This is a genomic window from Corynebacterium liangguodongii (assembly GCF_003070865.1).
In the GTDB taxonomy this organism is placed as follows: domain Bacteria; phylum Actinomycetota; class Actinomycetes; order Mycobacteriales; family Mycobacteriaceae; genus Corynebacterium; species Corynebacterium liangguodongii.
This window is the reverse complement of sequence record NZ_CP026948.1, coordinates 1,082,796-1,095,945: the sequence shown is the minus strand read 5'-3', so window position 1 is coordinate 1,095,945 and position 13,150 is coordinate 1,082,796. Positions and strand designations below refer to the sequence as shown.

General features: G+C 66.4%; 12 protein-coding genes. All 12 read right to left on the bottom strand.

Features of this window, described 5'->3' with window-relative positions; genetic code table 11:
- Nucleotides 1-20: 20 nt before the first annotated feature.
- Nucleotides 21-515 carry an arginine repressor gene (locus tag C3E79_RS05230; RefSeq protein ID WP_108403966.1) on the bottom strand — a complete coding sequence of 165 codons (495 nt, stop codon included), beginning with the start codon at nucleotides 513-515 and terminating at the stop codon, nucleotides 21-23.
- A complete protein-coding gene (gene argF, locus C3E79_RS05225; RefSeq protein ID WP_108403965.1) occupies nucleotides 515-1,453 on the bottom strand; it encodes an ornithine carbamoyltransferase in 939 nt (312 codons plus the stop codon). Before argF ends, C3E79_RS05230 begins: the two co-directional genes overlap by 1 nt.
- 2 nt (nucleotides 1,454-1,455) lie before the next feature.
- On the bottom strand, nucleotides 1,456-2,640 hold the full coding sequence (locus C3E79_RS05220) for an acetylornithine transaminase (RefSeq protein ID WP_108403964.1): 1,185 nt from the start codon (nucleotides 2,638-2,640) through the stop codon (nucleotides 1,456-1,458).
- Nucleotides 2,637-3,575 (bottom strand): acetylglutamate kinase, encoded by a 939-nt coding sequence (gene argB / locus C3E79_RS05215; RefSeq protein ID WP_235840692.1) that lies wholly within the window; start codon nucleotides 3,573-3,575, stop codon nucleotides 2,637-2,639. The genes C3E79_RS05220 and argB overlap by 4 nt, the downstream gene beginning before the upstream one ends.
- 19 nt (nucleotides 3,576-3,594) lie before the next feature.
- Nucleotides 3,595-4,755, bottom strand: a complete 1,161-nt coding sequence (argJ, locus tag C3E79_RS05210; protein ID WP_108403962.1) for a bifunctional glutamate N-acetyltransferase/amino-acid acetyltransferase ArgJ — start codon at nucleotides 4,753-4,755, stop codon at nucleotides 3,595-3,597.
- An 18-nt stretch (nucleotides 4,756-4,773) separates the two neighbouring features.
- Nucleotides 4,774-5,817, bottom strand: coding sequence for an N-acetyl-gamma-glutamyl-phosphate reductase (gene argC / locus C3E79_RS05205; RefSeq protein WP_108403961.1), 1,044 nt, complete (start codon nucleotides 5,815-5,817; stop codon nucleotides 4,774-4,776).
- A gap of 36 nt (nucleotides 5,818-5,853) precedes the next feature.
- Nucleotides 5,854-8,361, bottom strand: coding sequence for a phenylalanine--tRNA ligase subunit beta (gene pheT, locus C3E79_RS05200; RefSeq protein ID WP_108403960.1), 2,508 nt, complete (start codon nucleotides 8,359-8,361; stop codon nucleotides 5,854-5,856).
- Between the two features lie 33 nt (nucleotides 8,362-8,394).
- Complete coding sequence (gene pheS / locus C3E79_RS05195) at nucleotides 8,395-9,441, bottom strand: phenylalanine--tRNA ligase subunit alpha (RefSeq protein ID WP_108403959.1); 1,047 nt, start codon at nucleotides 9,439-9,441, stop codon at nucleotides 8,395-8,397.
- Nucleotides 9,442-9,545: 104 nt separating this feature from the next.
- Nucleotides 9,546-11,423 (bottom strand): hypothetical protein, encoded by a 1,878-nt coding sequence (locus C3E79_RS05190; protein WP_108403958.1) that lies wholly within the window; start codon nucleotides 11,421-11,423, stop codon nucleotides 9,546-9,548.
- 177 nt (nucleotides 11,424-11,600) lie between these two features.
- On the bottom strand, nucleotides 11,601-12,407 hold the full coding sequence (locus C3E79_RS05185; protein ID WP_108403957.1) for a TrmH family RNA methyltransferase: 807 nt from the start codon (nucleotides 12,405-12,407) through the stop codon (nucleotides 11,601-11,603).
- A gap of 92 nt (nucleotides 12,408-12,499) precedes the next feature.
- Nucleotides 12,500-12,883, bottom strand: coding sequence for a 50S ribosomal protein L20 (gene rplT / locus C3E79_RS05180; RefSeq protein WP_108403956.1), 384 nt, complete (start codon nucleotides 12,881-12,883; stop codon nucleotides 12,500-12,502).
- Between the two features lie 62 nt (nucleotides 12,884-12,945).
- Nucleotides 12,946-13,140, bottom strand: a complete 195-nt coding sequence (rpmI, locus tag C3E79_RS05175; protein WP_108403955.1) for a 50S ribosomal protein L35 — start codon at nucleotides 13,138-13,140, stop codon at nucleotides 12,946-12,948.
- Nucleotides 13,141-13,150: the final 10 nt, after the last annotated feature.

The window sequence follows — 13,150 nt, the reverse complement described above, 5'->3', positions numbered from 1 at the left end:
ATATTTCTCTTCTGTGTAGGTTACCCGCCGGGAGCGAAAACCTTCTGCGCGAGGTCTTTGCCCGTGGCGGGCTCGCGGGCGAGGACAAAGATGGTGTCGTCCCCCGCGATGCACCCGACGACGGGCTCGAGCCCGACCCGGTCGATGTAGCTGGCGAGGTATTGCGCCGCGCCCGGCGGGGTGCGCAGCACCGCCATCGCCCCGGAGTGATCGACGGAGACGACGAGCTCGTCGAGCATCCGGCGCAGCTTCTCCCCCGGCGCCGTGATCACATCGTCGATCTTTGCCATCGCCTCCGGGTCGGTCGGCGCGACGTAGAAGGCGCGTCCCCCGCCCGCGGGGCGCACCTTCCGCGCCCCGATCTCGTCGAGGTCCCGAGACAAGGTAGCCTGCGTGATCTCTATTCCTTCCGCGCCGAGTAGCTCGGAGAGCTGCCCCTGGGAATACACCCTGGTCTCGGAAAGGATCTCCATGACCCTGGCCTGGCGGGCGGTGCGAGATGTGGGAAGCGACATTACTGGTTCTCCAACAGCCACACCATGAGCGCCTTCTGCGCGTGCAGGCGGTTCTCCGCCTCATCGAACACTCGGGACGCGGGCCCGTCGATCACCTCGGCGGCGACCTCGTTTCCGCGGTAGGCGGGCAGGCAGTGGAGGAAGATCGCGCCGTCTGCGGCCGCGTCCATGACGTCCTGGGTGACCTGGTACGGCAGGAAGGGAGTGCGGCGATCCTTGCCGTCGTTTTCCATCCCCATGGACACCCATGTGTCGGTGATGACCACATCGGCTCCCTCGGCGGCGGAGACCTCGCTGGTCACCGCCACCGTCGCGCCCGTCTCGGCGGCCCGCGAGCGGGCGCGGGTGACAAACTCCTCGCGCGGCTGGAATCCCTCCGGCGAGACGATGGTGATATCCATCCCGGCGGTGGCGAACCCGATCATGTAGGAGTTGGCCATGTTGTTATCCCCGTCGCCGAGGTAGACGGCCCGCTTTCCGCGCAGCCCCGCCGGCCCCTCATCCGGGCACAGGTTCTCCACGCAGGTCTGCAGGTCCGCGAGGATCTGGCAGGGGTGGAGGTCATCGGACAACGAGTTGATGATCGGCACCGTCGCGGTCTCGGCCATATCCAGGAGGTTTCGGTGCGCGTAGGTGCGCCACACAATCGCCTCGACGTAGCGCGAGAGCACCGCCGCCGTGTCCTGGTAGGTCTCCCCCTTGCCCATCTGGGAGTTGCCCGTCTCGGCGACGATCGCGTGCCCCCCGAGCTGCGCGATTCCGGCATCGAAGGAAAAGCGCGTGCGTGTCGACGTCTTGTCGAAGAGCACCGCGACAGACTTCGGCCCCTCGAGCGGGCGCCGCGAAAACGGTGCGGCCTTGAGCTCTATGGCCAGGGCGAGGACCTCTGCCTGCTCGGCGGGCGTGAGGTCGTCGTCAGCAAGAAAGTGGCGGGCCATCTCTACTGTTCTCCTTCGTTCGAGTGTGCATCGGATAGCGCGGCTGCGAAGCGGTGGGCGGCTGCTGCGATGTCGTCGTCGCTAATGACGAGCGGCGGGGTAAGGCGCACGACGCGCTCGGAAGGCGCGTTGAGGATGACGCCGTGGCGAAGCCCTGCATCGACGACCTCCTTGGCCACCGGCCGGGCGAGGCCGACGCCTCGCATTAGCCCTGCTCCGCGGACCTCTTCGACGCCATCGACCGCGCCGAAGAGCTCCGCGAGGAGCTCGCCCTTGCGGGTCACTTCGGCCAAGAAGGGCTTGTCAATGGTGTCAAGCACCGCCAGCGCCGCGCTCGCGACCACGGGGTTTCCCCCGAAAGTCGTGCCGTGGGAGCCGGGGGTAAACAGCTGCGCCGCCCGCCCCCTGGCGAGCACCGCGCCGATGGGCAGCCCCCCGCCGAGCCCCTTAGCCATGGTCACCACGTCGGGTGTGATGCCCGCGTGCTCGTAGGCAAAAAACGTCCCCGTCCGCCCGACGCCCGTCTGCACCTCGTCGACCACCATGAGGATCCCGTGGGTGTCGCAAAGCTTACGGACATCCCGCAAAAAGCCCTCCGGCGCGGGGATCACCCCGGTCTCCCCCTGGATCGGCTCGAGGAAGATCGCGGCGACGGAAGATGGGTCCATCTCCACGAGCTTGGTGAGGTAGGAGGTATCGCCGTAGGGGTAGTACTCCACCCCTGCGGGCAGGGGCTCGAACGGGGCTCGCTTGCCCGGCTGCCCGGTCAGCGCGAGCGATCCCATCGTGCGGCCGTGGAACCCGTGGTGTGCGGCGAGGACGCGGCGGCGGCCCGTCAGGCGCGCGAGCTTGAAGGCGGCCTCGTTGGCCTCGCCGCCGGAGTTGCAGAAAAACGCTCGCGCAGAATCGTGCCCAAGCGCACGCGTGAGCCGGGCCGCGAGCTCGACGACGGGGCCGCTGGCGAAGAGGTTGGAGACGTGCCCGAGGGTGCTTATCTGCCGAGTCACGGCCTCAACAACGGCCGGGTGGCCGTGCCCGAGCGCGTTAACAGCGATGCCCGCGAGCATGTCGATGTGCTCTCGGCCATCGGCGTCGACGACCCGCGCCCCCGCACCGGAGACGAGCTCGAGCGGCGGGGTGCCGTAGTTATCCATCATCACGTCGGACCAGGTACCGAGTGCGCTCATTGATCGTCCTTCCTCAACACCGTACCCGCCGGGTAGGTCGCTTCGTCGTAGTCGTCTGGCAACACCATGGTGCCGATCCCGCCCATCGTGAGCAGCTCGAGCAGCACCGAGTGGGCGATGCGGCCGTCGATGATGTGGGCGGCCTTGACGCCGCCGCGCACCGCCGTCATGCACGCCTCCATCTTCGGGATCATGCCGGAGTCGAGCCCAGACATCATCGGTTCGAGGTCGCCGAGCTCGATTTTCGACAGTAGCGAATCCCGGTTCGGCCAATCGGCGAACAGCCCCTCGACGTTGGTGAGCACGACGAGCCGCTCCGCGCCGATCGCCGCGGCCAGTGCGCCGGCCGCCTCGTCGGCGTTGATGTTGTAGACGGCACCGTCGCGCCCGGGCGCGATGCCGGAGACGACCGGGATGCGCCCGGCCTCGATGATGTCCATCACGGCGGAGGGGTTGACGTCAACAATCGTGCCCACCAAGCCAATGTCGAGCTTTTCGCCACCCCGCTCCACGTAGCGCTTGCGCGCGGTAAACAACCCGCCGTCCTCGCCCGAGGTCCCCACGGCGTAGGGGCCGTGGGAGTTGATCTTGCCCAGCAGGTCGCGACCGACCTGGCCGAAGAGCACCATGCGCACGACGTCGAGGATTTCGGGGGTGGTCACGCGGAACCCGCCGACGAACTCGCCGCCGTCGAGGCCGAGACGCCCGAGCATCGCCGTGATCTGCGGGCCACCGCCGTGGACGACGACCGGCTTCGCTCCCACGGTGCGCAAAAAGACCATGTCGGCCGCGAAGGCGGCCTTAAGCTCCTCGTCGATCATGGCGTTTCCGCCGTACTTCACCACGACAATTTTGTCGCGGTAGTGCTGGAGCCACGGCAGGGCCTCCGCGAGGACGTGCGCGCGGTCGCCGTTGCTAAGCGAGTGGGTGGTCACTAGTTCTCCTCTTGGTGCTTTACGTGCTGTAGGCGGAGTTGATCTCCACGTAGGCGTGGGAAAGATCGGTCGTGCGCACGGTCGCGCGCCCCCGCCCGCCGGTGCCAAGGTCGACGCGCACATCGACGTCGGGCCCGCTCAGGTCCACCTCCCTGGCGCCCGGGGCGCCGGTGGAATTGATGCACACCGGCTGGCCGTTGAAGTAGACGCTAATGCGCTCGGGATCCATCTCCGCCTCTGCCATGCCCACGGCGGCGAGTGTGCGGCCCCAGTTCGGGTCGGAGCCGAACATCGCGCACTTAAACAGGTTGTCGCGCCCCAGCGTGCGCGCGGCGTTGAGTGCCTGCTCGTCGGTGGCGGTGCCCTCAACCGTAATGGTAACGCGCTTGGTCACGCCCTCCGCGTCGGCCTGCATCTGATCGGCGAGGTCCTCGCACACCCGCAGGATTGCCTCCGCGAGCTCGCGTGACGACGCCCGCACGCCGCTCGCCCCGTTCGCCAGCGCGATCACGGTGTCGTTGGTGGAGGTTGAGCCGTCGATGTCGAGGGTGTCGAAGGTTACCCGGGTGGCGGCGCGCAGGGCAGCGTCGAGATCCTCGCTCGTCACCGAGGCGTCGGTGGTGATACACACGAGCATCGTCGCCAGCGACGGCGCCATCATGCCCACGCCCTTGCCCATCGCACCGACGGTAAAGCCGTCGCCGTTGGCCACGGCCTGCTTGGCCACGGTGTCGGTGGTCATAATCGCCCGCGCCGCCGCGGGGCCGTGATCCGCCAGTCCCCCGGCCAGCAGGGGGATGCCGGCGCGGAGCTTATCCATGGGCAAGACATCACCAATCAAGCCCGTCGAGCACACGGCGACATCGGCGGGATCAATGCCGAGCTGCTGCGCGGTAATCTCGGCTTCCTCGCGCGCGTCGAGGTCCCCTTGGGCTCCGTTGCACGCATTGGCGTTGCCCGAGTTGAACACCACCGCCTTGAGCACGCCGTTCGCGGCGTTGGCACGGGTGATTTTCACGGGAGAAGCCACGATCCTGTTGCGGGTGAACAGCGCCGCGGCGCTGTATTCGGGCCCTTGGTTGACCACAAGGGCCATATCGGGGTTTCCGGAGGGCTTGATCCCCGCGGTCACCGCCGCCGCTACGAACCCTTTCGGTGCTGTCACACCGGTTTCACTCATCTTGTCCCCTTGTGTCGTTTATGGAGCGACCGCAGCGGTGGGAAGCCCGGCGGCCTCCGTCCAGCCGAGCGCGATGTTCATGCACTGCACGGCGGCCCCGGCGGTGCCCTTGGTGAGGTTGTCGATGGCGGAGGTCACGAGCAGCTTTCCGGCGTCCTCGTCCACCTCGACCTGGATGTGGCACATGTTTGTGCCCACGACGTTTTGGGTCTGCGGCTGGCCGCCCGCGGGCATCACCCAGACGAACTGCTCGCCGGCGTAGTAGTCACAAAACGCTTCGTGGGCTGACTGGGTGCTCACGCCCTCTCGCAGCGGCGCGGTGATGGTGGTGAGAATGCCGCGCGGCAGCGGCGCGAGGACCGGGGTGAAGCTCACCCGTACGTCGAGACCAGTGCCCTGCTTGAGGTTTTGGACAATCTCGGGGGTGTGGCGGTGCTTGCCCGCGGTGTTGTACGCCCTCAGCGAGCCCATCGTCTCCGACCCCAGCAGATTCACTGCGGCCTTCTTTCCCGCTCCGGAGACGCCCGTGACCGAGACGATGCTCAGGTCGGGCTCGGCCAAGCCGCACGCGAGGGCCGGTAGCGCTGCGAGGGTCGCGCCCGTGGGAAAACACCCTGGGACGGCAACGCGGCGCGACCGGGCGATGAGCTCGCGGCGGCCCGGCATCTCGGGGATGCCGTAGGGCCAGTGGCCCGCGTGGTCGTTGCCGTAGTACTTCACCCAATCCCCCGAATCGACGAGCCGGAAATCCGCCCCGCAGTCGAGCACGAGGGTCTCCTCCGGCAGCTGCCGCGCAATCTCCGCGGAGTACCCGTGGGGCAGCGCGAGGAAGACGACGTCGTGGCCGTCGAGGTTTTCGGGGGTTGTCTTGAGGATCGCGCGCTCCGCTAGGGCGGGAAGGTTCGGCATGAGGCTCGCCACCTTCTGCCCGGCGTTGCTGTTCGCGGTGAGCGCGCCGATGGCGAGCTCACCGCTCAGGTAGGCGGGGTGGCCGAGCAGGAGCCGGAGGATCTCTCCGCCGGCGTATCCTGTGGCGCCAGCCACTGCTACTGTAAGTGCCATAAAGCCAGTGTAGCCGTTTATGCAATTTAGCGCAATTTATGCACGCATCTGGGCGCCGAAACGCTCCTCCGCGACAGCCGCCGCAGCAAGCCGGGCGCTCGAGGCCTCGTCCTCCGTGAGCGTGCGATCACCGGCGCGGAAGACCAGGCCGAAGGCCAGGGACTTCTTACCCTCGCCGAGCTGGTCGGAGCGGTAGACGTCGAAAAGCTGCACGCTCTCGACGAGCTCGCCCGCGCCCTCTGCCACCGCACGGCGCACGGCCTCGGCGGGAACGGACTCGTCGACAACAAGCGCGATGTCCTGGTTGAGGGCAGGGAAGACGGAGAGCGCAGGGGCAGGGAGGTTCGCCTCGAACGGCAGCGCGCTTAAGTCAAGCTCCATCGCGCAGGTACGCTCCGGAAGCTCGAGGGCCTCTAGCACCTCGGGATGCAGCTCGCCTGCGTAGCCAACAACCTCGCCGCCCACGAGAAGCGCAGCGCAGCGCCCAGGGTGCCAGGGGCGGCAATCCGCCGCGGCAACCTCGAGGACCACCCCCGCCGCCTGGGCGACGACGCGGGCCGACTCGATGGCATCCGCCCACGTGTAGGGCCGTCCCGGCCCCCAAGGCCCGGCGAGCTCCCAGTGACCTGTCGCCACCGTAGCCGCGTGGAGGTCCTGCTTCGGCAGGGATGCGATCAACTCATCGATGGTCTCCTGGCTCGGGCGCGCGGCCACACTCGGCAGCGGGGAGGCCGCCGCCCGTGCGAAGGCAACCTGAGCCACCGAGAACAGCGCGAGGTCGCGCCGCCCCCGGGCCACGTTTCGGCCTACGGCTTCGAGCATTGACGGCAGCACCGTGGTGGCAATCAGGCCGTAGTCACGATCAAGCGGGTTTTGCACGCTGACCGCTTGGCGCCGCGCATCCTCGGCGTCCAAGCCCCAGGTATCGAAGGTGTTATTGGCAATGAACGGGGTGGGGATCACCTCGACGTAGCCCGAGTAGGCCAACGCGTGCGTTGCAGCGCGGCGGCGCTTCTGCGCTGGCGAGAGCCCGCGCCCGCCGCGCGGGGAGGGCAGCTCGAGCGGAATCGCATCGAGCCCCTCGAGGCGCACGACCTCCTCGACCAGCTCTACCGCCACGGTCAGGTCCGTGCGCCAGGTCGGAGGGACGACGCGGGCGAGCTCGCCGTCGACGCTCACGTCGCAGCCCACCTCCTCGAGCCGCCTGACAACAGCCTCCGGCGCGTAATCGACGCCCGTGATCTCGCCCGGCTTCGCCAGCGGCATCACGATCTCCTCAAGCGCCTCCCTCTCCCCGACGAGGGTCCGCCCGGCGGCGATCGTACCGCCCGCGATCGCGGCGAGCAGCGCGCACGCCATGTCGAGCGCGACCTCAACGAGCGCTGGATCGACGCCGCGCTCAAAGCGCCGGGACGCCTCCGAGCTCACCTTGTGGCGGCGGGCGCTGCGCGCCACGGTCAGCGGGTCCCAGGTCGCCGCCTCGAAGTAGACGTTGACGCTCTCCTCCGAAATTTCGGTGCTCGCCCCACCCATGATCCCGGCGAGGGAGACGATCGCGCGTGCGTCTTCGATCACGACATCGTCGGCGGTGAGTGCGCGCTGGGTGTGGTCGAGGGTCTCAAGGCTCTCCCCCGCCACAGCGTTGCGCACCCGCAGCCCGCCGGAGATCTTGTCCGCGTCGAAGGCGTGCATCGGCTGGCCGGTGAGCAGCATGACGTAGTTCGTCACATCGGTCGCGGCGTTGACCGGGCGGATCCCGGAGAGCATGAGCTCGCGCTGCATCCACAGGGGGCTCGGCCGAGTGGGGTCTATGCCCTCGACCTTGCGCAGGCCGAAGCGCTGCGTTTTCGTCTCGGCGTCCACGTCGACCGCAACGAGCTCGCCCGCCGGGGACGGAACCCCGCCGGTATCGATACCGGCGACCGACGGGTTGGCGGCAACGTCGTGGTACGACAGGCCGAAGGCCGAGGCAATCTCGCGGGTAAGCCCTCGCGCGGAGAGCGCATACCCGCGATCCGGAGTGACGTTGACCTCGAAGACCGTATCCTCCAGCCCAAGCACGTCCCGTGCATCGCTTCCCGGCTCTGCCAAGCCCGGCTCGAGGGTGATGATGCCCTCGCTCTTGGCCGTAAGCCCGAGCTCGGCGGCAGAGGCTATCATGCCGTCTGAGATTTTGCCGTAGGTCTTGCGCGCCGCGATCTCGAACCCGCCCGGCAGCACCGCGCCCGGCAGCGAGACAACGACGAGGTCGCCCTCTGCGAAGTTGCGCGCGCCGCACACGATGCCCTGGGGCTCGCCGGTGCCGTTGGCCTCCCCCACGTCCACCTGGCAGTAGCGAATCGGCTTTTTAAACCCCTCGAGCTCTTCGATCTCGAGCACCCGGCCGATGACAAGGGGGCCCGTCGTCTCTTCGATCGGCGCGTATCCCTCGGTTTCAAACCCGACGCGGACGAAGCCGGCGTCGAGCTCCTCGCTGGTCACGGACCAGCCCTCGTTGCCCGAGCTGCGCAGCAGGCGGGTGATCCAGTTCTGTGAAATCAGCATTGTGAGTGTGTCTCCTTCTCGTCTGGATTCCTGCTACGCCTGCACACCGAACGGCAGGGTGAAACGGACGTCGCCCTCGACCATGTCGCGCATGTCGCTCAGCCCGTTGCGGAATTGCAGCGTGCGCTCAAGACCCATCCCGAAGGCGAAGCCTGTGTAGACCTCCGGGTCCACGCCGACCGCACGCAACACGTTCGGGTTGACCATCCCGCAGCCGCCCCACTCGATCCAGCCTGCGCCGCCCTTCTTGTTGGGGAACCACACGTCGACCTCCGCCGAGGGCTCTGTAAACGGGAAGTAGTTCGTGCGCATGCGCGTCTTGGTCTCCGGACCGAAAAGCACCTTCGCCAGGTGATCGAGCGTGCCGCGCAGGTGCGCCATGGTCAACCCCTTATCCACCGCCAGCCCCTCAACCTGGTGGAACACCGGGGTGTGAGTAGCGTCGAGCTCGTCGGTGCGAAAAACGCGGCCCGGGCAGGCGATATAGATGGGCACCTCGCGCTCGAGCATGGTGCGCACCTGCACGGGCGAGGTGTGGGTGCGCATGACCTGCTTTGAACCCTCTGCCCCCACGTAGAAGGTGTCTTGAAGAGTGCGCGCCGGGTGGTCAGGGATAAAGTTCAGCGCATCGAAGTTGAAGTATTCCGCCTCGATCTCCGGGCCCTCGGCAACTTCCCACCCCATTCCGAGGAAGATATCGGCGATGTGCTCAGAAAGCGCCGTGATCGGGTGCATGGCCCCGCCCTGGTGCCGAGTCGTGGGAACGGTGACATCGACTGTCTCCTCCCGGAGCCGCCGCTCGCGGTACTCCGCCTCCCGCTCAGCCTTGAACTGGGCGAACGCCTTCTCCACGCGCCCGCGGGCCATGTTCACCATCCGGCCTGCGTCCTTGCGCTGGTCCTTCGGCAGCGCGCCGAGCGCCTTGCGCGAGCGCGCGATGACGGACTGCTCCCCCAGGTGGGCGCGGTGCGCCTCCTGCAGCTCGGGGAGATCCGCGGCTGCGGCAAACGCAGCGAGGGCCGCCTCGGCGGCCTCGTTGAGTGAGGACTCGGTGAGTTGGATGTCGGGGGTGTCGGACACGCTCGTCCCTTCCACAAGATCAGAAAATAGGCGTCGAAAAGTGTCTCCCAGCATACCCGGGCCTCCGACACGCGCCTGCGGAAGGTCGCGTCGCACCGCAGGAGCTACTCCACAGTCCTTGTCCACTCGACCGCCTCGAAGTCTGTGCGGTCGTCGCGCAGGAACAACTCCATGAGCTCAAACGCCTCCGCGAGGGACTCCCGGTTGGTTTGGAAGCATTCGTCCTCGCCCAAATTATGGCCCCATTCCACGAGAAAACGCCCATTTCCTACGTTATCGATCTGGAAATAGCCACCCTTGATCTTCCGGTCACGCAGTCCCAGCCAGTCGCCCGCGTCAGACAGGCTCATCCCTCGAAGCGCCGCAAAGTTTTCCTCAGAACCGACAAACGAACCGGAGGGCAGGGTAATCACAAAACGCGGCTGGTCTTCCGACTCAGGCTCGCTGACGTGGGACCATTGAAAGCTCTCTTTGAGGTGGTCTCCATCCTCCGTGAAAGCCAAAAACAGTTGCGCGGCTTCCAGCGGCGTGGGCTTGTCGTAGGTGTAGCGCCGGTCATCGGAATCGACCACGGCAAACGTGAAGCCGTCCGGTGTGTCCGCGAAGCAGGCTGTGTCCCGCTCCCCGGCAGCAACAGCGGAGGATTCCTCGCAGCGAAGCGAGAGCGCGGGGCTAAACCCCGTGAATGCCTCGAGCAGCGTCGTCGGCGTTGTCACTGCCCAGTCTTGGACATAGCTGCTTTCAGCCCCAAGGGTGAGCGGGAGGTTGTGCGCGCCCTCCAACGCGGTGCGGCTGGGGTTGTGCAGGACAACCGACCCGCCGACAACTAGGGATACCGCGAACTCTCGGGCGAGGTTGATGAGGCGCTCAATACTCACGCCCGCTGTTTCGATCGGGACCATCATGGTGACAAGTTCCGCTTCCGCGACCTCGAGCTCGGCCAGGATGAGGCTGTGCCCTAGGGCGTTGTTTACCGATTGGATAAACAGCTGCATTTGGGCGTCGATAGGCCGCTGCTCCCCCATTGCCACCCGCTCGATGGCCTCGCGGTGGAAGGCAAGGATTGACGAACCAAGCCAATACTCCTCGCGGTGCGGCGGGACCATGGCGGTGATGGTGACAAAATCCTCGCCCAAGAGGTTTTTCTCGTCGTCAAGGATGGAATAGACCTTCTCCACATTGCCGTCGAGGTACTCGTGCACCACGCCGAGGACATCGAGAGGATCTCCGAAAGTCTTGGAGCGCACCTGGAACGGTCCCAGTCGCGCCGAGGCGACGTAATCCCCCTCCGGTGTCGTGCCGTAGGTCAGGGGTACATCCGCGATGTCCCACAGAGTCACCGTAGTCCCCGCGGGACGCTCGAACACGGCGTCGAGGCGCCGCAGCGGAATCTGCACCCGCGACTGGAGGGAAATCCCCTCTCCGTGATCCACCGCCCCCGGCTGCCAGGGCAACGAACCTAGCGTCGGCGCACGGTCCACGACCTGCATGAGCAGGTCGCGGGCCTCCGCGAACGTGCCTACCCGCACCGAATCCACGCTGTGGCCCGAACCTGTCAGCCGCACCCATTCGACGTCGAAACCGCCATCGGCGCGAAGGTACGCAGTCATGCCCACCCCGTGCACAGCTGAGCTTTCGGAAGGCGCAGCGAGGTCCGTCACACGGACCGCGCACGCAGCATCTGCGGGCGCGCGCAGCGCATCGAGAAACGCCTGGTCAATCGTCCACGGAGCGACCTGGCTCCACGAGGAATTCAACGTATTACTCAGGCGGTGCAAAGTCACCTCCCCGAAGACGAAGCCGGTGCCATCAAGGAGCGCTCCGGAATCGCCGGCGAGAACAAACAATCCATGGAGATATGCAGACCGCAAGATTAGTTCGATGCGATCACCGTCGTCCGGGTCCACGTCCAGTGTGACGAGACGGTGGGCCGGTATCTCGTGCCCAAGGGCCTGCCCCAGCTCGGCAGCGAACGGCTCCATGCGTGCGTCGGGAAAGCGCAGCTCCTCAATGTCCGTGGAATAGAAACTCTTGGCAAACCCGTAGGAATCAGCGAAAAGGACGTTGGCACAGCCAGGACGTGCAGTGGGATGGTCATAGAAGAAAAGCTAGTGGAACTCTTCCCTCCCGACCGGCACTTCGCATGAGCTCGCGGTGATTTATGGGTGTGAATTCAGTGCTCTCGCAGACTCGTAGAGACAAATCGATGCCGCTGTCGCCAGGTTCAGCGATTCGGCCCGCCCCAGAATCGGGATACGCACCCGCACGTCCGCTTCCTCCAGCAGGGCGCCCAATCCGTGGGCCTCGTTGCCGAAGAGCCACGCGGTGGGCTGGGAGAGGTCGGCGTCAGCCACGTCGACTTCCCCATCTGCCGCAGAGGCGAGAATCTGCATGCCTGCCTTCCGCAGCTGGCCAATGACGTCAGCGATGTTTCTCTCCCGAGCGACGGGCACGTGAAACAACGAGCCCGCAGAGGCACGGGCCACCTTGCAGCCCAGGGGATCCACGGTCTCGCCGGCGAAGATGACGCCATCGGCCCCCATGGCGTCCGACGTCCGAATGAGCGTGCCGGCATTCCCCGGCTCTGAGGTCAACACCGGCACCGATACCAGGCGCGGCGAGCCCGCGAGGATCTTGCCGGCGGACCACAGTACCGGCCTGCACAGTGCGAACAGACCGGTCGTGGTTATCGTGTCAGAGAGATACTTCGCCGCGCCCTCAGTAATGGGATGGACGAACACGCCCATGTATCCCGCGGCGGTGAGGATGTAGTCGAAGCGCTGGGCGGCCGCCTCCGTGACAAAGACATCGGTCGCCGCGCCGGTGGAGACCGCTGCGTCGACAGCGTTTTCACCCTCGATGATAAATTTCCCGGCCTTGTGGCGCTCTTTCGCCTTGTGCAGCTTGGCAGCGTGGACGATGCGGGCAGTGCGTTCCGTGAAGGGTTCGGTGAAGTCGAGGGCCATGGCTCAACAGCGTACCGAACACCCCCCTGAACACGCGAAACCCGCCCGGCCCTCGTTCTCCGGGGGCGGGGCGGGCGTCGATAAGCGGGCGCTTACGCAGCCTTGGGGGCGTTCACGTCGGCCGGCAGAGCGTTCTTGGCCACTTCGCAGATGGCGGAGAACGCAGCGAAGTCGCTCACGGCGAGCTCGGCGAGGATCTTGCGGTCGACCTCGACCTCGGCCAGCTTCAGGCCGTGGATGAGGCGGTTGTAGGTGATGTCGTTCATGCGGGCGGCGGCGTTGATGCGCTGGATCCACAGCTTGCGGAACTCGCTCTTGCGCTTGCGGCGGTCGCGGTATGCGTAGGTCTGCGAGTGCAGCCACTGCTCCTTGGCCTTGCGGTACAGGCGAGAGCGCTGGCCGCGGTAGCCCTTGGCGGACTTCAGGATCGCGCGGCGCTTCTTCTTAGCGTTGACTGAACGCTTGACACGTGCCATGAGTCAATACTTCCTTACTCTTCTTAGGTCTTGAAAACGGCTGAATGGACTGGGCAGGTGTTCTACGCCTTGCCGAGGAGGCGCTTGATGCGCTTGTTGTCCGCGCGGGCGACGTCGGTGGTGCCCGAGAGCTTGCGGCGACGCTTCGAGGACAGGCTCTCGTTGAGGTGGCGCTTGCCGGCCTGCTCGCGGCGCAGCTTGCCGGAACCGGAAACCTTGATGCGCTTGGCGGTGCCCTTGTGGGTCTTCTGCTTCATGGTGAAAGCC